Source organism: Streptomyces mayteni, from assembly GCF_054783955.1.
The window spans coordinates 26,864-46,788 of the sequence record NZ_BAAGPR010000039.1 but is presented as its reverse complement, the minus strand read 5'-3'; the positions used below and the strand labels follow the sequence as shown (position 1 = coordinate 46,788).

At 74.0% G+C, this 19,925-nt stretch carries 23 protein-coding genes; 10 read left to right on the top strand and 13 right to left on the bottom strand.

The window, feature by feature from the left end; translation table 11 throughout:
- Positions 1–28: 28 nt before the first annotated feature.
- The 3 genes from ACYVPE_RS18870 (at position 29) to ACYVPE_RS18860 (ending at position 2,565) form a co-directional block, all read left to right on the top strand.
- On the top strand, positions 29–649 hold the full coding sequence (locus ACYVPE_RS18870) for a TetR/AcrR family transcriptional regulator (protein ID WP_461034802.1): 621 nt from the start codon (positions 29–31) through the stop codon (positions 647–649).
- Between the two features lie 4 nt (positions 650–653).
- Positions 654–1,817: an amidohydrolase family protein gene (locus ACYVPE_RS18865; protein WP_461034801.1), complete on the top strand. Its 1,164-nt coding sequence runs from the start codon at positions 654–656 to the stop codon at positions 1,815–1,817.
- A gap of 109 nt (positions 1,818–1,926) precedes the next feature.
- Positions 1,927–2,565 carry a sensor domain-containing protein gene (locus tag ACYVPE_RS18860; protein ID WP_461034800.1) on the top strand — a complete coding sequence of 213 codons (639 nt, stop codon included), beginning with the start codon at positions 1,927–1,929 and terminating at the stop codon, positions 2,563–2,565.
- 115 nt (positions 2,566–2,680) lie between these two features.
- On the opposite strand, the gene ACYVPE_RS18855 is transcribed toward ACYVPE_RS18860, so the two are convergent.
- The 3 genes from ACYVPE_RS18855 to ACYVPE_RS18845 form a co-directional block, all read right to left on the bottom strand.
- Positions 2,681–2,932: a hypothetical protein gene (locus ACYVPE_RS18855; RefSeq protein WP_461034799.1), complete on the bottom strand. Its 252-nt coding sequence runs from the start codon at positions 2,930–2,932 to the stop codon at positions 2,681–2,683.
- Positions 2,929–3,285, bottom strand: coding sequence for a hypothetical protein (locus ACYVPE_RS18850; RefSeq protein WP_461034798.1), 357 nt, complete (start codon positions 3,283–3,285; stop codon positions 2,929–2,931). Before ACYVPE_RS18850 ends, ACYVPE_RS18855 begins: the two co-directional genes overlap by 4 nt.
- Positions 3,286–3,381: 96 nt before the next feature.
- Entirely contained in the window at positions 3,382–4,668 is a 1,287-nt protein-coding gene (locus ACYVPE_RS18845) for an MFS transporter (RefSeq protein WP_461034797.1), read from the bottom strand.
- 92 nt (positions 4,669–4,760) lie between these two features.
- Here ACYVPE_RS18845 and ACYVPE_RS18840 point away from each other — a divergent pair, with 92 nt between their 5' ends.
- The 3 genes from ACYVPE_RS18840 (at position 4,761) to ACYVPE_RS18830 (ending at position 8,050) form a co-directional block, all read left to right on the top strand.
- The gene (locus tag ACYVPE_RS18840) at positions 4,761–5,753 is read left to right on the top strand and encodes a LysR family transcriptional regulator (protein WP_461034796.1); all 993 of its coding nucleotides are present in this window, start codon (positions 4,761–4,763) and stop codon (positions 5,751–5,753) included.
- A 579-nt stretch (positions 5,754–6,332) separates the two neighbouring features.
- Positions 6,333–7,475, top strand: a complete 1,143-nt coding sequence (locus ACYVPE_RS18835; RefSeq protein WP_461034795.1) for an adenosine deaminase — start codon at positions 6,333–6,335, stop codon at positions 7,473–7,475.
- Positions 7,476–7,648: 173 nt separating this feature from the next.
- Positions 7,649–8,050: an ATP-binding protein gene (locus ACYVPE_RS18830; RefSeq protein ID WP_461034794.1), complete on the top strand. Its 402-nt coding sequence runs from the start codon at positions 7,649–7,651 to the stop codon at positions 8,048–8,050.
- A 13-nt stretch (positions 8,051–8,063) separates the two neighbouring features.
- Here the strand turns inward: ACYVPE_RS18830 and ACYVPE_RS18825 are convergent, their stop codons facing one another.
- From ACYVPE_RS18825 to ACYVPE_RS18810, 4 genes are all read right to left on the bottom strand, one after another.
- Positions 8,064–8,597 (bottom strand): VanZ family protein, encoded by a 534-nt coding sequence (locus tag ACYVPE_RS18825; RefSeq protein WP_461034793.1) that lies wholly within the window; start codon positions 8,595–8,597, stop codon positions 8,064–8,066.
- 144 nt (positions 8,598–8,741) lie between these two features.
- Complete coding sequence (locus tag ACYVPE_RS18820; RefSeq protein WP_461034792.1) at positions 8,742–9,320, bottom strand: hypothetical protein; 579 nt, start codon at positions 9,318–9,320, stop codon at positions 8,742–8,744.
- Positions 9,321–9,373: 53 nt separating this feature from the next.
- Complete coding sequence (locus ACYVPE_RS18815) at positions 9,374–10,996, bottom strand: ATP-binding protein (RefSeq protein ID WP_461034791.1); 1,623 nt, start codon at positions 10,994–10,996, stop codon at positions 9,374–9,376.
- Positions 10,993–11,670: a response regulator gene (locus ACYVPE_RS18810; protein ID WP_461034790.1), complete on the bottom strand. Its 678-nt coding sequence runs from the start codon at positions 11,668–11,670 to the stop codon at positions 10,993–10,995. The genes ACYVPE_RS18815 and ACYVPE_RS18810 overlap by 4 nt, the downstream gene beginning before the upstream one ends.
- Before the next feature lie 197 nt (positions 11,671–11,867).
- Between ACYVPE_RS18810 and ACYVPE_RS18805 the strand changes: the two genes are divergently transcribed.
- Positions 11,868–12,617 carry a SigE family RNA polymerase sigma factor gene (locus tag ACYVPE_RS18805; protein WP_461034789.1) on the top strand — a complete coding sequence of 250 codons (750 nt, stop codon included), beginning with the start codon at positions 11,868–11,870 and terminating at the stop codon, positions 12,615–12,617.
- A 256-nt stretch (positions 12,618–12,873) separates the two neighbouring features.
- Here ACYVPE_RS18805 and ACYVPE_RS18800 read toward each other — a convergent pair whose 3' ends face one another.
- Positions 12,874–13,860: a DUF5937 family protein gene (locus ACYVPE_RS18800; RefSeq protein ID WP_461034788.1), complete on the bottom strand. Its 987-nt coding sequence runs from the start codon at positions 13,858–13,860 to the stop codon at positions 12,874–12,876.
- Positions 13,861–13,948: 88 nt separating this feature from the next.
- Between ACYVPE_RS18800 and ACYVPE_RS18795 the strand changes: the two genes are divergently transcribed.
- Complete coding sequence (locus ACYVPE_RS18795; RefSeq protein ID WP_461034787.1) at positions 13,949–15,166, top strand: MFS transporter; 1,218 nt, start codon at positions 13,949–13,951, stop codon at positions 15,164–15,166.
- Here the strand turns inward: ACYVPE_RS18795 and ACYVPE_RS18790 are convergent.
- Positions 15,090–15,761, bottom strand: a complete 672-nt coding sequence (locus ACYVPE_RS18790) for a response regulator (protein ID WP_461034786.1) — start codon at positions 15,759–15,761, stop codon at positions 15,090–15,092. The genes ACYVPE_RS18795 and ACYVPE_RS18790 overlap by 77 nt on opposite strands.
- Complete coding sequence (locus tag ACYVPE_RS18785; RefSeq protein WP_461034785.1) at positions 15,758–16,984, bottom strand: sensor histidine kinase; 1,227 nt, start codon at positions 16,982–16,984, stop codon at positions 15,758–15,760. Before ACYVPE_RS18785 ends, ACYVPE_RS18790 begins: the two co-directional genes overlap by 4 nt.
- A 115-nt stretch (positions 16,985–17,099) precedes the next feature.
- Between ACYVPE_RS18785 and ACYVPE_RS18780 the strand changes: the two genes are divergently transcribed.
- Both ACYVPE_RS18780 and ACYVPE_RS18775 read left to right on the top strand, forming a co-directional pair.
- Positions 17,100–17,747, top strand: coding sequence for a class I SAM-dependent methyltransferase (locus tag ACYVPE_RS18780; RefSeq protein ID WP_461034784.1), 648 nt, complete (start codon positions 17,100–17,102; stop codon positions 17,745–17,747).
- A complete protein-coding gene (locus ACYVPE_RS18775) occupies positions 17,744–18,382 on the top strand; it encodes a DedA family protein (protein WP_461034783.1) in 639 nt (212 codons plus the stop codon). Before ACYVPE_RS18780 ends, ACYVPE_RS18775 begins: the two co-directional genes overlap by 4 nt.
- Positions 18,383–18,579: 197 nt before the next feature.
- Here ACYVPE_RS18775 and ACYVPE_RS18770 read toward each other — a convergent pair whose 3' ends face one another.
- The 3 genes from ACYVPE_RS18770 to ACYVPE_RS18760 all read right to left on the bottom strand — a co-directional run bounded on the left by ACYVPE_RS18770 (position 18,580) and on the right by ACYVPE_RS18760 (position 19,684).
- On the bottom strand, positions 18,580–19,041 hold the full coding sequence (locus ACYVPE_RS18770; protein WP_461034782.1) for a hypothetical protein: 462 nt from the start codon (positions 19,039–19,041) through the stop codon (positions 18,580–18,582).
- A gap of 200 nt (positions 19,042–19,241) precedes the next feature.
- Positions 19,242–19,475 carry a hypothetical protein gene (locus ACYVPE_RS18765; protein WP_461034781.1) on the bottom strand — a complete coding sequence of 78 codons (234 nt, stop codon included), beginning with the start codon at positions 19,473–19,475 and terminating at the stop codon, positions 19,242–19,244.
- Entirely contained in the window at positions 19,472–19,684 is a 213-nt protein-coding gene (locus ACYVPE_RS18760) for a hypothetical protein (protein WP_461034780.1), read from the bottom strand. Before ACYVPE_RS18760 ends, ACYVPE_RS18765 begins: the two co-directional genes overlap by 4 nt.
- Positions 19,685–19,925: the final 241 nt, after the last annotated feature.

Below are 19,925 nucleotides of genomic sequence, written 5' to 3'. Positions count from 1 at the left end.
TACCGGGGGTACTCGATACCCTGGGTGCATGACGGAAGAGACTCCGCCGGGTCCCATCCCGCGCACGCCACGCGACGAGGTACGGCGGCGGCTGCTCGCCGCGGCCGCCCAGGTGTTCGCCGAACGAGGCTATGCCGACAGCAGGTTGGCGGACATCGCGCGCGCCGCCGGTTTCACCAAGGGCGCCGTCTACTCGAACTTCGGCAGCAAGCAGGAGCTGTTCGGCGCCATCCTCGGCGAGGGCTCGGCGGACGAGCTGGCCGCCGTGCGGGCCGGGGTCGGCGAGACCGACGACCCGGCCGAGGCCGTCGCGCACGCCGCCGACCTGGTGGCCGGGCGGATCGTCGCCGAGGACGAACGGGGCCAGCTCGGTCTCGAGTTCGCCGCCCAGGCCGTGCGGGACGAGGGCATCAGGGAGATCCTGGTGCCGCTGCGGCGCGCCCAACGGGAGGCGGCCGCCGGCTCGTTCGCCGAGGTCGCGGAGCGAACCGGGGCCCGGCCCCGGGTCAGCCCCGAGGTGGCCGCGCTCATCCTGCACTGCCTGTCCAACGGGCTGTCGAACGAACACCTGGTCGACCCGGAGTCGGTCGGGCCCGAGCAGGTGCGCGAGGCCCTGACCACCGTCCTCGAGCTGCTGGTGCGACCATGACCAGGTGAAACGTACTCTCTTCAGCTCTGGATCCGTGCTCGACGTCGTCTCCGGCGAGGTCCGGGGCGCCGACGTGGTGGTGGAGGAGGGCAGGATCGTGGCCGTCGGCCGGGGTCTCGACGGCGACGAGGCGGTCGACTGCGCCGGTTCGCTGCTGGTGCCCGGGTTCATCGACTGCCACACGCACGTGGCGCTGGCCGAGACCATGAAGGACTCGTTCGGGCTGGCGCGTTCGGTGCGGCCGCTGTCCGCCGTGCCGGTGCTGCGGACCCTGCTGGGGCTCGGGATCACCACCGTGCGGGACGCCTGGGGCGCCGACGCCGGGATCCGGCTCGCGGTGGAGCGTGGCTGGATCGAGGGGCCCGAACTCCTGGTCTCGCTGCGGCAGGTGTGCACCACGGGCGGCATCGGCGACCACTGGTCGATACGCGGCGGCGACATCGACTTCTTCGGGGACCCGGCGATGCCGGAACCCGTCTTCGACGGGCCGGTGGAGGCCCGCGCCGTGGTGCGGCGGATGGTGCGGGCCGGCGCCGACTGGCTCAAGGTGACCGCCTCCGGCTCCATGTCCCGCGGGGTCGGGGTGCACGACGTGCAGCTGACGGCCGGCGAGATGGCCGCCCTGGTGGACGAGGCGACGCGGCAGGGCGGCCGGGGCGTGATGGTGCACGCGCACGGCGCGCGTTCGGCCGAGCTGGCGGCCCGCTCCGGGGCGCGCTCCGTCGAGCACGGCATGTTCCTCGACGAGGCGGCCGTGGGCGCCATGGCCGAGGCCGGCACCTGGCTGGTGCCGACCCTCTCGGTCTCGCAGAGCGCCCCCGACCAGGTGCCGGCGGAGGCCGCCGAGGCGCACCTGCGTGCGGTGCGGCTGGCGATCGCGGCCGAGGTGCCGATCGCGATGGGCACCGACAACCCGGTGCGGCCGCACGCCGAGGCGCTGCGGGAGCTGGAGCACCTCTCCGCGGCGGGCCTCGGCCATGTGGGGGCGCTGCGGGCCGCCACGATCGACGCGGCCCGGCTGCTCCGGCTGGCCGACGACCGGGGGGAGATCGCCGACGGCAAGCGGGCCGACCTGGTGCTGCTCTCCGGCATCGGCCTCGACCCGGCGACCCTGGAGTCCAGGATCGTCGGCGTGTGGCGCAACGGCCGCCGGGTGGCGGGCGGTTGAGGTCGGCGGCCCGGCCGCCCGCCCCCCCGGGGGGTGTACCCAGCAACACCCCCTGACCGGTGGGCTAGCCGGCTCGGCCGGCGCGCGGCCGGGCGGCAGAGTGGTGCACATGATCGAGACGATGCCGGCGAGCGCCGCCGTGAAGTACCAGGGCACTTCGAGCCGCTTCGGCCGCGAGCTGGCCTATCTGCTGTCGGGGCTGCCGGTGGGTGTGGCGGCCTTCGTGGTGGCCGCCACCGGGTTCTCGCTCGGCGTCGGCGGGTTCGTTGCCGTCTTCGGGGTGCCGGTGCTCGCCGGGACGCTGGCCGCGGCGCGCGGCTTCGCGCGCGGCGAGCGCGCCCGGGTGGCCGCCGTGACCGGGCGCGCCATGCCGGAGCCGAGCTACCGCGAGCCGCGGGGCGCGGGGCTGGCCCGCTGGTGGCACGCGCTCGGCGACCCGCAGGCGTGGCGCGACTGGACGCACATGATGGCCGCCCTGCCCGTGCGGCTGCTCACCTTCAGCCTCGCGATCACCTGGACGCTGGGCGGGCTCGGCGAGCTCTGCTACGTGCTGTGGTCCTGGTCGCTGCCGCGCGACGGCGGCGAGGAGGGCATCCTCGACCTGGCCTTCGGTATCGACTCCACGGTTGCCGACATCGCCTTCAACACCGGCGTCGGGGTGCTGCTCCTGGCCACGGCCGTGCCGGTGGTGCGGGGGCTGACCTCCCTCCAGGCCGGGGTGGCGCGCGGCATCCTGGTCCGCGCCTGACCGCCACCGACCGGCGTCGGCCCGGGCACTCGCCCTGGCCGGCGCCGGCCTGTCTCAGGCGAAGTACTGGTGGCGGGGAGTTGGCCGTCGTGCCGGACGCGGCGGCGCGCGGCCTTCACCACACGGTGATCTGGCGGATATAGACGCGCTCGTGTCGTGGGACGACGAGATAGACGAACATCCCGTTCGGGACGATGGCGTCGCCGCCCTTGAGGGCGCCTCCCTGATAGGTCGTACCGTCCAGGTACAACGCCTCGGCGGCCCGAACGAGCTCGTCGGCCCGCTTCTCCACCTCGGCGACGAGGACCGGCGGAGCGCCAGCCGCGACCGTCTCTTCGTCGGGGTCGTACTCCCACGCCCAGCTCAACCGGTGGCCTCGCGAGCCTCGTTGACGACCGCCAGCAGCTCGTCTGCGGCCTTGCGCCAGGCTGGAGCGTCCTTGTCGAGGGTCTGCACGGTGCGCTCCGCCGCCCGGCGGCGGGCGGCCAGATCGGGGCGACGTTCGATTTCCACCTCGCCGGCCCAGATGGCCAGCCACCCTCGAATGGGTCCGAGGGTGTCGCCTTGGGCGGCGAGCGAGAACGCCTCGTCCTTCTGCCGCTGCATCTCTGACAGCCGGTGCGGCGCGATACGCGCCATGGCGAGGAGCAAGGCATCGGGCGTGCGCGGCGGCCGCGAGATCAACTCACCGTCGTCCGTGAGCTCGGGCTGTGCGCTCATGTCGGCCTCCCCAGTAGGCGTCGTTCGACTGACCAGAGTAGCCGGGGAGACTGACGATGACGGCGGTTCGTCCGTGTCAGCCCGCGACCACCGCGCTCAGGCCAGCCGGGCCGCCGCCGCGCGGCGGTCGGCGTGGGCGCGGTGGGTGGCGTAGAGCGTGATGCCGGCCGTGGTCACCAGGGCGGTCAGCGCGAACGCGACCAGGCCCGACCAGTCGGCCGCGTGGTAGATCATCGCGCCGGTGGTGCCGCCCAGGCTGGCGCCCAGGTAGTACGCCACCTGGTAGAGCGCCGACGCCTGCGCCCGGCCCTCGGTCGCCGCCCGGCTCACCGATCCCGAGGCCACCGCGTGGCCGAAGAAGAAGCCGCCGGTGATCAGCACCAGGCCGGTCAGCACCAGCACCAGCCGGTCCGACAGGGTCAGCAGCAGGCCGGCCGACACCGTGCTGATCGCCGCGTAGAGCGCGCCACGCCGGCCGAGCCGCTCGATCATCGGGCCGGTGACGGAGGCGGAGCCGGTGCCGACGAGGTAGACGACGAACACCGAGCCGGCGAGCCCGGCCGAGAGGCCGAACGGCTCGTCGACCAGCCGGAAGCCGATCACCGTGTACACCGCGCTGAACGCGGCCATCAACAGCATCCCGATCGCGTAGAGCCGCACCAGCAGCGGCCGCGACAGGTGCGCCCGCACCGCGCCGAACAGCACCCGGGGACGCAGCGGCGCCGGCCGGAAGTTCCGGCTCCGCGGCAGCAACGCCCGGTAGACGACCGCCGCGACGAGCGCCATCACCGCCACCGCGCCCAGCGCGGCCCGCCAGCCGAAGCCGTCCGACACCCAGCCGGTCAGCACCCGGCCGACCATGCCGCCCACGCTGTTGCCCGCGATGAACAGGCCGACCGCGCCGACCGTGGCCCGCGAGTCGAGCTCCTCGGAGAGATAGGCGACGGCCGACGCCGGGATGCCGGCGATCGCCGCGCCCTGCAGCGCGCGCAGCGCGACCAGACTGCCCAGGTCCGGCGCGAACGGGATGACCAGCGCCAGCGCCACGGCCACGCCGACCGAGACCGTCATCATCCGCCGACGGCCGAACCGCTCGGAGAGCGCGCTCAGCGGCAGCACCGCGACGGCCAGACCGATGGTGGCGGCGGAGACCGTCCAACTGGACGCGTCGGCGCCCACCGCGAAGGCGGTCGCGATGTCGGGCAGCAGTGACTGGGTGGAGAACAGCATGGCGAAGGTGGCCAGGCCGATCGCGAACAGCGCGAGGTTGATGCGCGTACGAGAGAGGGGCCGCGAGGGGTGACGCACGTCGGTCGGGTGGGTCGGGAACGGCGCGGTGGAGGCCCCCACGGTGGTGGGAGCCCCGGCTAGGTCACTGGGCATACCAACAAACTAGAACTCCGGATCTCATGCGTCCAATGCGCGAATCTGCGAAGATCGATCCACCAGCGCATCAGTAGAGGTGAGGGGCGCGCATGTCATCCTCGCGCAACGAGAACGACACCGGCGTTACACCGGTCACACCCGGCGGAGCCGACCTCTCCCCGGACTCCTGGGCCGCGTTGCTCACGCCACGGCTCGCCCAGTTCGCCGCCGTCGCCAGACACGAACACGTCACGCAGGCGGCCCGGAGTCTCGCCGTCCCGCAGTCCACGCTCAGCCGGGCGATGGCCAGGCTGGAGTCGGATCTCGGCGTCACGCTGCTCGCCCGCCACGGGCGGCGCGTGACGCTGACCCCCGCCGGGCGCGCCTTCGCGCGGTCCGTCGAGCGCGCGCTCGGCGACGTCGAGCGGGCCGCCGAGGCGGTGCGGACGGACGCCGACCCGGCCGCCGGCAAGGTCGCGTTCGGCTTCCTGCACACCATGGGCCCGGAGACGGTGCCCGCGCTGATCCGCGAGTTCCGCGAGGACCACCCGCGGGTCCGCTTCTCGCTCGTCCAGAGCTACGGCGAGGACATGATCGAGCGGATGCGGGCCGGCGAGCTCGACCTCTGCCTCACCTCGCCGGTGCCGGAGGCGCCCGACCTGGTGACGCGACGCCTCGACGAGCAGCGGCTCCACCTCGTCGTCCCGGCCGGCCACCGGCTCGCCGGCCGACGCCGGGTGCGGCTCGCCGAGGCCGCGGACGAGCCGTTCGTCACGCTCGAACCCGGTTACGGGCTGCGGAGGTTGACCGACGAGCTGTGCGAGAAGGCCGGCTTCCGGCCGCGGGTCGCCTTCGAGGGCGAGGAACCGGAGACGCTGCGCGGCCTGGTCGCGGCCGGGCTCGGCGTCGCGTTGCTGCCGCCGCCGACCGTGGCAAGGCCGGGCGTCGTCGAACTCTCCGTCACCGCGCCGCGCGCCGCCCGCCAGATCGGCGTCGCCTGGCTCGCCGGCCACGTCGACACGCGGCCGGTCGCCGACTTCAAACGCTTCCTGCTTGGCCACCGGGGCCGCCTGACCTCCGGCCAGGCGGCCAACGAGCGGTGACGCGGCGGCGTGGCGCGGGCCTGGCGCTTCGCGCCGGTTCTCCCCACCCACCCGCCCTTTTCGCCGCGCTTCGCGCGGGGTGGTGCGCGCTGCGCGCGCGGGCGGCGGCCCGCGGGGGCCCAACGAGGCGGCTTCGCCGCCGTTGGGCCCCTGCGGCCGTGTCCGGCCTGCGGCCGTGCCGCGACCACCCACCCGCCCTTGGCGGTGGCCTTGCGCGGCAGCGGGCCGCAGGCCCGGCGGCGAAGCCGCCGAAGGCCGGGCCCGCGCCCCGAAGGGCCGGGCGGCGCAGCCGCCTTCGGCCCCGGGGCCCCCTCCGCTCCGCGCGAAGCGCGGAGCCAAGGGCTCGTGGGGGCACCTCCCAGCGTTAGCTGGGGGAGGGTGGGGCAAACCCCGCGCGGAGCGCGGGGCACCCGGCCCGGCGGCGAAGCCGCCGCGGGCCGGGGCCGCGCCCCAGGCGGGGCCGGGCGGCGCAGCCGCCTTCGGCCCCCGAGGGCCGCCCCCCTCCGCGCGGAGCGCGGAACAAAGGGCGGGTGGGTGGGGGTAACACCGGTCCGGGGTCTACGCGCATAGGCTCTCGGCATGCAGACAGCGTTCAGTCAGAGTCCGCCGCCCGACGAGGAGCAGATCAGGCGTGCGCCGAAGGTGCTGCTCCATGACCATCTCGACGGTGGGTTGCGGCCCGCCACCATCGTCGAACTCGCGGCCGAGCAGGGGTACGACCGGCTGCCGGAGACCGAACCCGACCGGCTGCGGTCCTGGTTCAGGGAGGCCGCGGACTCCGGGTCGCTGGTCAGGTACCTGGAGACGTTCGCCCACACCTGCGCCGTGATGCAGACCCGGGAGGCGCTGGTCAGGGTCGCCGCCGAGTGTGTGCGGGACCTGGCGGCGGACGGCGTCGTCTACGCCGAGGTGCGGTACGCGCCCGAGCAGCACCTGGCGGGCGGGCTCACGCTGGAGGAGGTGGTCGAGGCCGTCAACGAGGGCTTCAGGGAAGGGGAACGGCTGGCCGCCGCCGAGGGGCGCCGGATCCGGGTCGGGGCGCTGCTGACCGCCATGCGGCACGCGGCCCGCGCGCTGGAGATCGCCGAACTCGCCAACCGCTACCGGGACCTGGGCGTGGTCGGCTTCGACATCGCCGGCGCCGAGGCCGGCTTCCCGCCCACCAGGCACCTGGACGCGTTCGAGTTCCTCAAGCGGGAGAACAACCACTTCACCATCCACGCCGGCGAGGCGTTCGGGCTGCCCTCCATCTGGCAGGCACTCCAGTGGTGCGGCGCCGACCGGCTCGGGCACGGGGTGCGGATCATCGACGACATCCAGGTCGCCGAGGACGGCTCGGTCAAGCTGGGCCGGCTCGCGGCCTACGTGCGCGACAAGCGGATCCCGTTGGAGCTCTGCCCGACCTCCAACCTCCAGACGGGGGCCGCCGCATCCTACGCCGAGCACCCCATCGGCCTGCTACGCCGGTTGCGCTTCCGGGCGACGGTGAACACCGACAACAGGTTGATGAGCGCAACCAGCATGACCCTCGAATTCACCCATCTGGTCCGGACATTCCGTTACACGTTGGACGATCTCCAGTGGTTCACGGTCAATGCGATGAAGTCCGCGTTCATTCCTTTCGATGAACGTCTCGCCGTGATCAACGACGTGATCAAACCGGGGTACGCGGCGCTGCGTTCCGAATGGGTGTTCTCCAACTCGGCCGGCCCGCCGTCCTGACCTGCTGCGACGTGCGGGTGGGCGGAATTCGGCGGCGCCCGGTACGACATGTGGGGCCGGCCGGGTTACGGGTAGCGGCGCGCATTTCGATTCATTGCGGGAGCGGCGTCGCAATGGCTACCTTCACCTCGCCGCTGGAACCACCGCAACCCCACTCAAGGACGAGATCGCATATGAAGCAGTCAACCGTGAAGACCCTGGGCGCCGCCGCGCTCGGTGCCGCCATCGCCGCCACCGCCGCCGGTGCCGCCACCGCCGCCAACCTGGAGACCCTCCAGTCGACCGCAGGCGACGTGGTGCGCACCCTGCCCGCCGACAGCGCCACCGACATGCTGCCGGACGGCGCGGGCAACGTGGTCGAGACCGGGACGCAGCTGCTCGGCAACGGTTCCGAGGCCCTGCCGCTGGCCAGCGACACCCTCTCCCACACCACCAGCTCGGACGACACCCTGGACTCGGTCTCTGGCCTGCTCGGCGGCGTGCCCCTCGGCGACCCGAACTCGGTCGACCTCGGCGACGCGGGACAGGTGCTCGGTCCGGCCGGCAACCTGCTGGGCAGCACCAACCTCCTCTGAGCCGCCAGCGCGGTCAGGCGTGGGAGGAGACCACCGCGAGTTCGTGCTCGGCGCGCGCCCGACGCGGGGTCCAGGTGGTGTCCGGCCGCGCCGGACGCGGCTCCTGCCGGGCGCCGGGCGCCGGCACGTCGGGGCCGCGGAGCAGCCGGCGGCGCAGCGGGCCGTAGCACAGCTGGTGGGCGACGGCGATGCCCAGCGCGTTGAGGATCACCGTGTCCACGTCGGCGGTCCTGCTCGGCACCAGCGACTGGCAGATCTCGATGGCCAGCGCGATCATCGCGCCGGCGAAGACGGTGCGGCAGAGCGAGCCGAGGCGGGTGCCGCCGAGCCGGTGGCCGAGCAGCGGCAGCAGCGCGCCGAGCGGGGCCAGGCGCAGCATCCCGGCCGAGATGGCGGGGACGGCCTCCTCGGGACCGCGCCGCAGCAGGGCGCGGATGGTGGCCAGCGGCTCGACGTTGGCGGGCGAGACCCAGAGCACGGCGAGCGGCCGCAGCGACAGATAGGCCGTCAGCGCAAGGTAGAGGGTGAGGAGGGCAAGGGCCGTCATCCGGACGCGTGGGCTGACGCGGGGCCCGGACGAGCCCGCGGGACGTTGCTGCACGCAGAGCATGACGCGATCACCCGGGACCCGGTTCCGCGCACCCGATGTGACGTGTGTCGTATGGCCGCGCGGTCCGGGTCGGCCCGGGCGTCAGTCGATCGAGGCCACCGGCGGGTCGAGTCCCGGGACGCCGCCCCACATCGCCGTGGAGCACCGGTACCGCTTGGGCTCCCCGCCGTGTGGCGAGTCGAGCGGGCCGCCGAGCATCACCGTGCTGCCGTCGCCGAGTTCGGCGCTGTGCGCGAAGGTGCAGACCAGCTGTCCGAGGGCGGCGGCCGGTAGGTCGCTCGGCCGCTTGTTGAGCCGCAGCGCCTCCGCCGGGTCGTTCGCGGCCGGCCCGGTCACCGCGAGGTCGGACGGCACCTCGCTGGCGAAGCCGGCGGCCCGCTCCTCCCGGCCAGGTTCGGTCTGGAGCTCGGCGAGCAGTGCCTTGGCCACCTGGACCCGGTCCGAGGTGTCGGCGAGCAGCTCGATGTTGCGCTGCACCGGGTTCACCCGGGAGCCGCAGACCAGGTAGACGTCGGTGCGCAGCTCGGCCGGGCCCTCCTCGGCGGGCGCGTCGCACGTGGTGCGGGTGGGGGCCGGGCCGGCGTCCACCGGCACGTCGGTCGCGCGGATGCCGCAGCCGCCGGTCGTGAGCAGCGTGCCGAGCAGGGTGGCCAAGGTCACGGCCGTCCTGAGGGGCCGCCGCGGGAACCGCCCCGCCGGCCTGGTGCCGGCCGTCACCTGAGCTCCTCCCCGTCGCCGCCGCTGGTCGACGCGGCCGCCGGCGGTTCGGCGGCCGACCGCGGGGCAGGCGTGCGCCCGGCCGGGGCGGCGCCCGCCGCGGGGTCTTCGGCGTCGCTCTCGTCGTCCGACCTGGCCTCGCGCGGCAGCCGCAGCGTGAACACGGCGCCGCCCTCGGCGGCGTTCCGCGCGCTGATCTCGCCGCCGTGCAGGTGGGCGTTCTCCAGGGCGATGGACAGGCCGAGGCCGCTGCCGTCGGAGCGGGGCCGGGAGGCGCTCGCCTTGTAGAAGCGGTCGAAGACGTGGGGGAGGACGTCCTCCGGGATGCCGGGGCCGCGGTCCGCGATCTCGAAGACGACGTAGACCTCTCCGTCAGGACCGTCCGCCGACTCCTCGGTGACGGTGACCCGGACCGGCGAGCCGCCGTGCTTGAGCGCGTTGCCGATGAGGTTGGCGAGGATCACGTCGAGCCGCCGCGGGTCGATGCGGGCGATGATGCCGCGCGGCGCCGCCACCTCGACGGCGTCCAGCCAGGCGCGGGCGTCGATGCAGGCGGTCACCTGGTCCGCGATGTCGACGTCGTCCAGCACCATCCGGGCGGTGCGGGCGTCGAAGCGGGTGACCTCCATCAGGTTCTCGACCAGGTCGTTGAGGCGCCTCGTCTCGCTGACCACCAGCTGCACGGCCGGCGCGATCATGGGGTCGAGGTTGTCGACCTCCTCCTCGAGCACCTCGGTCATGGCGGTGATCGCGGTCATCGGCGTGCGCAGCTCGTGCGACATGTCGGCGACGAACCTGCGGCTGGCCGACTCCCGGTTGCTGAGGTCCTGCACCTGCCGTTCGAGGGACTCCGCGGCGCTGTTGAACGTGCGGGTGAGATGGGCGAGTTCGTCGGCGCCGCGCACCTCGAGGCGGGTGTCGAGCCGGCCCTCGCCGAGCCGTTGGGCGGCGTCGCTCAGCCGCTGCACCGGCCGCAGCACCGTGGTGGCGGCGGCCTGCGCCAGCAGCACGGAGCCGATGACGGCGAGCGCGGTGGCGGTGCCGAGCGACCAGGCGAGCGAGTCGAGGTCGTCGCGCTCCGGGGCGAGCGAGGTGAGCATGTAGGCGGTCGGGCCGTCCTCCAGGACCCGGGTGCCGGCGATCAGGAAGGGGTCGCCGTCGTGGGAGACGCGCTGCCAGTAGAGGTGGTAGGGCGCGTCCGGGGTGTCGTCGTCCCGCCGCTCGTGGACGGCGTCGATCAGCGAGCGCGGCACCGTGGCCAGCTTGAAGGCGAGCGGGTCGGACTCGACCTCGCATATCGGCCCGGTGCTCCGGTCGTCGACCAGCACCACCTGGTAGTTGATCGTGGTGTTCGCCACGGCCGCCGCCATGCCGCGCAGGTCGTCGCAGGTGGCGTTCTCCGGCAGCGCACCCGCGGTGTCGCTGAGCGACTTGCGGAAGTCCTTGAGCGCGGCGTTCTGTGCCCGGGTGAGCACCGCGTCCCGGGTGAGCCAGTAGGCGATGCCCGAGACGGAGACCGCCGCCCCGAGGGCCACCAGCGCGAACACCGTGACCAGGCGCAGCCGCAGGCTGGGCAGCCTCCGGAGCCGGCGTGACCAGCCGCTCACCCGATCCCTCACGAAGGAGCGTCCAGCCGGTATCCCACGCCGCGCACGGTGCGGATCAGCTTGGGCGACGAGGGGACGTCCTCCACCTTGGCGCGGAGCCGCTGCACACAGGCGTCCACCAGGCGGGAGTCGCCCAGGTAGTCGTGCTCCCAGACCAGCCTGAGCAGCTGCTGTCTGGAGAGCGCCTGGCCTGGACGGCGGCTCAGTTCGAGCAGCAGGCGCAGCTCGGTGGGGGTGAGCTGGAGGTCCTCGCCGTTCTTGGTGACCGTCATGGCCGCCCGGTCGATGACGATCGACCCGAAGGTCGCCGAGTCGTTGGCCTCGCGTTCGCCGCGCCGCATCACCGCGCGGATGCGGGCGTCGAGCACCCGGCCCTGGACGGGTTTGACCACATAGTCGTCGGCGCCGGACTCCAGGCCCACCACCACGTCGATGTCGTCGCTGCGCGCCGTCAGCAGGATGATCGGCAGCTGGTCGGTGCGGCGGATGCGCCGACACACCTCGAAGCCGTCGATACCCGGCAGGTTCACGTCCAACACGATGAGATCCGGCCGCTGTTCGCGCAGAAGCTTCAGGCCGTCCTCACCCGTCGCGGCGGCCACCACACGGTGCCCCTGACGAGTCAGACTCATCTCCAGGGCCGTGCGCACCGCCTCGTCGTCCTCGATCAGCAACAGGAAAGCCACCGGCACATTGTGTCGTATGGACCAGCGGGAGTTCGACTGCCCGCTATGCCCGGCCGATTATTTCCTGTTTGGATGCTCGTCCTATGCGCGCTCCCTGTGACACCGCTGTGACAGTTGGGGGACCCCCTGATGAAACTGGCCCGGCACTGTATTCCCCAGGAAAGACGAGCAGGACGGACAGACGAGGGGGAGCGGAGATGAGCGCAACGCACGGCGTCACCGAAACGACGGTGAGTGGGACGCGCGCTTCCGCCGCTGTGGTTCCCGTCCGGTGTGGGGAGAAGTCCGGTGCCGCGAACAGGCTTGGGGGTCGACGCGGCATCGGGCGTCAGCAGCGACCGGCGCACCTCACCGCGGTGGTCGCTGAGGGGGATTTCCCCCGGGGGATGGGCGGTCGCGGCAGGGCCGCGCGGCGCGAGGGGGCTACGGAGGCGGAGTTCACCGCCTACGTGCGAGAGCGCCGCGCGTCCCTGTACGCGACGGCCTACCACCTGACCGGTGACCGTCACGAGGCCGAGGATCTGTTGCAGAGCGCGCTGCTCTCCACGTACCGCGCCTGGGATCGGATCAGCGACAAAGCGGCCGTTGGTGGATATCTACGGCGAACCATGACGAACCTGCACATCAGTGCATGGCGTCGGCGGAAGCTCAACGAGTACCCGACCGAGGAACTGCCCGAGGCGCCCGGGGAGCAGGACACGATGCGCGGCACCGAGCTGCGCACCGTGCTCTGGCAGGCGCTGGCACGACTGCCCGAGCAGCAGCGCACGATGCTGGTGCTCCGCTACTACGAGGGTCGCACCGACCCCGAGATCGCCGACACGCTGAACATCAGCGTCGGCACCGTGAAGAGCAGCATCTGGCGCACGCTGCGCCGGCTGCGCGACGACGAGGCGCTGAGCCGCGGCGAGGACCAGGAGAGGTGCTTCGGCGAGCTGGTCGCCTGAACGACCGGGCCGGGGGGCCCGGAAGCTCGGCCGGGGGAGGCCGAGTCGGGGGAAACCGGTGGGGGACACCGGTGGGGGGACACGGGGAAAGAGGGGGGAACGGGGGAAACAGCGGGGGGACACGGGGGAGAAGCGGGGTCCGGTCGACCGGGGGGTACGGCCGGACCTCGTTTCCGCGTTTCCGCGTTTCCGCGTTTCCGCGTTTCCGCGTTTCCGCGTTTCCGGGTTCAGCCGGGTTCAGTAGGTTCAGGCGGGGTCAGCCGGCCTCGGCCAGCGCGTCGCCGAGTGGCGTCCGGTGGTAGAGGACCGCGCGCCCCGAGCGGCGGGTGGCGAGCAGCCCCACGTCCCGCAGCGCGGTCAGGTGTTCCGACACCGTGCCCGGCGACAGGCCGAGCCGGCGGGCCAGGGCCGTGGTGGACGCCGGCTCGGCGAGCGCCAGCAACAGCCGCGCCCTGGCACGCCCCAGCACGGCGGCCAGCCGGTCCCCGGCAGCCGGCGCCGCGCCCGCCGCCACCGGCCAGAGTTCGCCGACCCCGCGCGCCGGGTAGAGCAGCGCCGGCTGCCAGGGCGGCGTCATGATCACCCCGATCCGTGGCCAGGCGAAGGCGCTCGGCACCAGCAGCAGCCCTCGCTCGTCGAGTGATGCCCGCGCCCGGGTCGAACTCCTGACCACCAGCGTGTCGCCGACCAGCCGAACCCGCTCGTGCAGGTCGGCCACGGCCGCCGCCAGGCCGCCCCGCGCCGACTGGTGCGCCCGGAACGCGATATCGGCGGCCAACGCGTCGCGCACCCGCGCCCAGTGCGGGGCGACCAGCCGCTCCCAGGCCACCTCCATCTGGTCGGCGAGCAGGTCGCGCGCCGCGGCCGGGTCGGCCGGCAGGCCGCTCAGGTCGGCGTCCACCCTGGCCAGCTCGGCGGCGACCCGGTCCGCCGGGGTGGCGCGCACGGCGGCCAGCTGCGCCTCGGCGGTGGTCTCCGGCCCCTCGGGCGGCGGGGCCAGGAAGTCGGTGAGGTAGCTGGCCGCGCCCAGCACCCGGCCGAGCTCGGCGATCGGCAGCTCGCGCGCCACGGCCGCCACCTCGGCGAGCCAGCCCCGGTAGACGGGGTGGTGGCGCAGGCCGAGAGCCACCTGGACCGCCGACATCGTCTCGTCGAGCGGGGAGACGGCGAACCGCACCCTCCCCCAGCTGGCGCTGGGAGGTGCCCCCATAGCGGCGACGGTGCTCAGCTCCAGCTCGATCACCGCGGCGCCTCCCTCCCGGTGGGTCGTTGGATTCGGCGGTGGCCGAATCAGTGTCGCACCGGGTGCCAGGAGCCGGAGGGTGCCGTCCATGACGACCGCCACCGCTCCCCGCCCCCTGCTCCGCAACGCTGGCTACTGGCACTGGTCGGCCGGCGTCCAGTCCGGGCGGCTCGCCACCGCCATGGCGCCGCTCGCCTTCACCACCCTGACCCTGGCCACCACCGGCTCGTACCGCCTCGGCGCGGTGATGATGGCCGTCTTCGTGGTGGCCCAGACGGCGGGCGCCGTCCCCTCCGGCCGGCTCCTCGACCGGGTCGGCGCGGCCCGCGGCGTGGTGGCGCTGGCCGGCTGCGCCGCCCTCGGCCTCGCCGCCCTGACCGGCGCCGCGGCGGCCGGCGCGCCGCGCGCCGTGCTGCTGACCCTGGTCGCCGTGCCGGGCGCCATCGCCGGCGGCCTGTCCGGCGGCTTCCGCTCGCTGCTCGCCCGCACCGTCGACGACGCCACCCTGCCAAGGGCCGTCGCCGTCGACGCCATGCTGGTGGACGCGGTGCTGATCGCCGGCCCGCTGCTGGTCGCCGCCCTCGCCACGCTCGACGAGCTCGCCCCCGTCCTCGCGATGGCCGCCGCCTGCGCCGGCTCCGCCGCCCTGATGGCCGCGCTGCCGCGCCGCGCCCCGGTCGTCACCGCCACCGCCGAGGCGGCGGCGTCCACCGAGGAGCCGCTGCCGCTGCGCGCCGCCGTCCGCTGGTTCGGCTGCCAGTTCGCCGTCGGCCACGTGCTCTCCACGGTCGAGGTGGCGCCGCTCGCCTACGCCCAGCGGCTGGGCGCCGGCGGCACCGGCGCGGCCGTCGTGATCGCCGTGCTGTGCGGTGCCAGCATCGTCGGCGGCGCGCTGTTCGCCTGGCGCGGCCGGCCGACGCCCGCCGCCGCGCCCGCGTTCCTGGCCTGCTTCGTCGCCGGTTCGCTGCTGCTGGCCCGCCCGCTCGGCTGGGCCGGGCTGCTGGCCGCGGTGGTGCTGGTCGGCGTCGTCACGGGGCCGCTGCTCACCGTGGTCTCGGTGCGGCTCCAGGAGCTGCTGCCGGCCGGGCGGCGGGCCGAGGGCTTCGCCATCGGCTTCGTCGTCCAGGGCACCGGCTTCGGCCTCGGCTCGCTCGCCGTCGGCGTGCTGCCGCTCACCGCGGCGACGCTGATCGCCGCGGCCACCGCGGCCGGGGCGCTGGCGCTACAGCTCAGGGCCGGCCGGGCCGCTGGCCAGGCGGCAGCCCGGCGTCCCTCGCCAGCAGCGCCGCCTGCACCCGGTTGCTGACGCCGAGGCCGATCAGGATCCGGCTGACGTGCGCCTTGACGGTGCTCTCCCGCATCCCGAGCCCGGCCGCGATGTCCGCGTTGGTCGCGCCGCCCGCCAGCAGCGAGAGCACCTCGCGCTCCCGCGGGGTCAGCCGGTCGATCCGCGCCCGCGCCGCCGTTGCCTGTGGGTGGGCCGTGTGGTGGTAGCGGTCGATCAGCCGCCGCGCGGCGGTCGGGTGCAGCATCGCCGAGCCGGCCGCCACCAGGTGCACGGCCCGCAGGATGTCCGCCGGATCGCTGTCCTTGAGCAGGAAGCCGTCGGCGCCGGCGGCCAGCGCGTTGTACACGTACTCGTCCAGGTCGAACGTGGTCAGCGTGATCACCCGCGGCGGGTGCGGCAGGGCGCGCAGCCTCGCGGTGGCCGCGATGCCGTCCATTCTGGGCATCCGCACGTCCACCAGCGCCACGTCGACGCGGTGCGCGATGGCCTGCTCCACGGCCTGTAGCCCATCGGCCGCCTGGGCCACCAGCGTGACGCCCGGGTCGGCGTCCAGCAGGTCGGCGAGGCCGAGCCTGACGAGCGCGTCGTCGTCGACGATCATCGTGCGGATCACGAGCGGGCGCCGTTCTGGTCGCGCCTGGCCTCCACCGCGGCCGCCCGGCCGCCGGTCACCCGGCACTCCGCCGACCTGCCGTGGCCGCCAAGGGCCGGGTGCTGTTCGGCGGCCGGCTGCACCGGGATGTGCGCGGCGACCCGCCAGGCACCGCCGCCGGTCGGCCCCGCGTCCAGCGCGCCGCCCAGCGCCCGCACCCGCTCCCGCAACCCCACCAGGCCGTAGCCGGAGGGCACGGCGGCCGCCGCGGCGCCGCCGGCCGGCGCGCTGTTGGTGACCTCGGCCCTGGTGGCCGCGGTGCCGTACCGCACCCGCACCCGCACCGGGGCCCGCGGCGCGTGCTTCCGCGCGTTGGTCACCGCCTCCTGGACCAGCCGGTAGACCGCGAGCCGGTGCGCGGCCGGTGCCTGCTCGGCCGGCCCGTCGATCTGGGCCTCGATCTCCTGCCCGGCCTCTCTGGCCTCGTCGATCAGCTCGCCCACCTCCCGCAGCGCTGGTGCCAGTGAACCCGGCCGGTCGTCGTCCCTGGTGCGCAATGCGCCGAGCACGTCCCGCAGGTCGCCGAGCGCGTCCGTCGAGGCGGCGCGCAGCAGCCGGATCCGGTCAGCCACCGGCGCCGGCAGCTGCTCGGCGCGGGTGGCAAGCACCCCGCTGTGCAGCGCGATCAGGCTCAGCCGGTGGGCCAACACGTCGTGCATCTCGGCGGCGATCGCCGTGCGCTCGGAGATCCGCGCCGCGCTCTCCCGCAACTCCCGCTCCCTGTGCAGGTGTTCGACCTGGCTGGCCAGCGCGTCGGCCAGCCGGCGGCTGCTGCCTGCCCAGAGGCCGAGCGCCAGCGCCACGCAGAACAGCGCGCACGGCCCGTACGCCCGGGGCGTCCACAGGCTGAGCGCGGGCTGCGTCAGCGCGTTGACGACGAGCGCCACGCCGCCGGCGCCGACCGCCTGCCTGACCCGGCCGTGCGTGGCCAGGTGGAACGTCAGCAGCAGCAGCGGCAGCATCGTGCCCCAGCCGCCGGCGGCGACCACGGCCACCGCGGTGACCGGTACCGGCCAGCGGTGCCGCAGCGGCAACACCGTGGACGTGACGAAGGACACGGTCATCGACCCGACGGCGGCGCTCCCGCCGCCGGCCGCGACGCTGGCGTCCGACACCGAGACCGTGGCGACGACGGCCACCACCATGGCCTCGACCCACCACGGCCACTCGGACGCTCGCCTCATCCCCACCCGGCGATGGTAGGCGCTGGCGCCCGGCCGGCACCCCCGACTTTCGTAGGGGGCGGGGGTCGCACTTCGACCGATCCGCACGCGGGTCGCACTTCCTAGCGTCGACCCCATGGCGACCTCCCCCTCCCGCAACGGCGGCACCACCCTGTTCCTCGCCGAGGCACTGCGTGGCTTCCGCACCACCGGGGCGATAGCCCCGAGCGGCCGCCGGCTGGCGGCCGCGCTGGCGGCGCCGCTCCGCGAGCGCGGCCCCGGCGCCTGGAACGTGCTGGAGGTGGGGGCCGGCACCGGTCCTGTCACCCGGGAGCTGATGCCGTTACTCGGCGCCGGCAGTAGGCTTGACGTGGTGGAGGCGAACGCCCGATTCGTCGCGAAGTTGCGGGAGTTGACGGCCGGGGAGGCCGACCGGGTCCAGGTGCACCACACGCTGGTGGAGCAACTCGACACGGGCCGCAGCTACGACGTGATCGTCTCGGGTCTGCCGTTCACCAACTTCCGGCCCGAGCAGGTGGACGACATCATGAGCCGTTACCTGGAACTGCTGCACCCCGGCGGTGCGCTGACCTACTTCGCCTACACAGGCACGCGCACGCTGCGCGCCGCCGTCTCCTCCCGCACCGAGACCGCCAGGCACCGGGCCGTGGAGGAGGTGCTGGCCGGCTACCAGGCCAGGCACGCCGCCCGGTTCACCACCGTCTGGGCCAACCTGCCGCCGGCCCGCGTCTGGCGGCTCGACTCGCCCCCGGTGGAGGGGTGAACGGCCTGGCCGACCTGCTCGGCGACGTGCCTCCGTTACCGGCCTACGCGCTGCTCGCGGCGATCGTGTTCGCCGAGTCGGTGCTGCTGATCGGCGCGTTCGTGCCGACGCTCACCACCATGCTGACCGCCGGCGCGCTGTCCCGCGCCGACACCCTGAACCTGTTCGTCGTGATCCTGGTCGCGGTGTGCGCGGTGGTCGGCGGCGACGCGCTCGGCCACCGCACCGGGCGCTCGCTCGGCGACCGCCTCTACACCGGCCGGGTGGGCCGCCGCATCCCCGAGCCGGCCTGGCGCCGGGCCAGGCGGCTCACCGAACGCCGGGGCGCGCAGGCCGTGTTCATCTGCCGGTTCATCCCCGTGGCCCGCACCGTCTCGCCCTATCTGGTGGGCGCGGGCGGGCTGCCCTACCGCCGGATGGCGCCCTACAGCGTGCTGGCCGCCGTGCTCTGGGCCTCGGGCGAGGCGGTCGCCGGCTATCTGGCCGCCGAGTCGCTCGACCGGGTGATCTCCTGGGGCACCCGCGGCTTCTTCGTGCTCAGCTCGCTGGCCGCGCTGCTGGCGGCCGTCGTCGGGCTGCGCCGCTGGCACCGCTGGCGATCTGGCCCCGACCACGAGGCCGTCTCCTCGGGCTGACGCGCGGCCCAGAACGGGACGGCCGCCGGTTCTGCTTGACCGGCAGCCAGATCACCTCCCCGGCCGCCACCCTGCCCGCACCGAGCTGCGTGTCGGTGACAACGGGACAGGGGAGTTGAGTCCGGCCGGCGTCTCCTTGACTCGGGCGTCTCCTGTGACGTTGTGCACGCTCCGACCGGCGTGTCGCGTACCTTTCGTCACAGGATCGGGCAGGGCAGGCCGGGGTTGCCCCTGTTCGGCGAGCAGGTGACGAGGTCGAGGGTGGTGTAGCCGGTTGCTTGGATATACCAAGCGGCGTGTGTGTCGCCTCCCCGGTGGAGAGTGTCGTGTACGTGGGCGATCTTCGCCGCGAGCCGTGCCCGCTCCCGCTCCTGTGGGCTGGCGAAGCCTGGCGCGGCGCGGGTCATCTGTTCCTCGAACCATGCGACGGCCTCGTCGACTTCGTGGAAGGTGGCGGCGATGGCGGTAGCCGGTCGCAGCAGCCAGTCGCTGATGCGCACGGGGGTGCAGGAGTTGGTGGCGAAGCCCGGGGATTCGGGCCGGCGGGGGCCTTCCTGGTCGTAGGTGCGGCGATCCCCGGCCCAGCGGTAGGCGTGGAAGTGCGGCCGGGGCGGGCCCCCTTCTGGGAGCCCGCCGTCGTGCGGGTTACTGGCGTCCACAGCCGTCGCCGTCTCCGCAGCCGCCGGACTGCCCGCCCTCGGTCGGTTCGTCGTCTCCCGGATCCGCTGCCATGTCGGTTACCGTTCCTCTCATCCCGAGGCACGGGGCCTTGTTGCCCCACGCCGGTGGTGCAGCCGTTCCGGGCGGGGACGGCCACATCCATCCGCCCGGAACGGACATCATGAACAGGTGGACGAGCTCACCTGGGGCGAGCGGATCGTCGGTTCGCCTCGGCCACCAGCGACCCCAGTGCCTCACTCAGGCGGACGGGCTCAGCGTCTTCGGGGCAGGCCGCCCACTCGCGGTCACCGTCCATCGAGCGCAGCCGCAATTCGCCGCAGGTGTGCGTCACGACCCGTCCGATGGTGTTCAGTCGCTTGTCGCGGACGGTGGCGCCTACCGCGGGGAGCTCTCGTCGCTCACCGTCGTTCATGCGCGGCGAAGGGTGTCGGCATCCGTGACCCATTCCCAACCGCTGCCGTCCACCGGCCGAAGGTGTGCTTCGCGCCGGAGCAGGTTGCCGGTGGCTCGATCGGTGTGTTCCAGGACGCCGCCCAAGGTGCCAACGCGGCCGGCTTGGTCGACGACGCGTTCGCCGGCGAGCTCGTGGACCCCCCAACGCAGCAGGGGGTTCTGGCTCACGTCGCCGCCTCGATACCGAACCGGGGGTGCCGGCCCTCGCACGTGGCAGGTGCGTCGCGTCTGTCCTGTGTGGTCGGTGTCGAGTTTGATCGCATCGCCCGTCCTCCGATCGACCGTGTGGTGGGCCTCCCGGATCAAGTCCAGCGCGTCCACTGACGCGACAGGTCCACATGAGGCGGACATCTGGGCGGACTTTCCTCACCTACCGCGCTCGCGCGGTTCGGTTACCGTGATCGCTCCG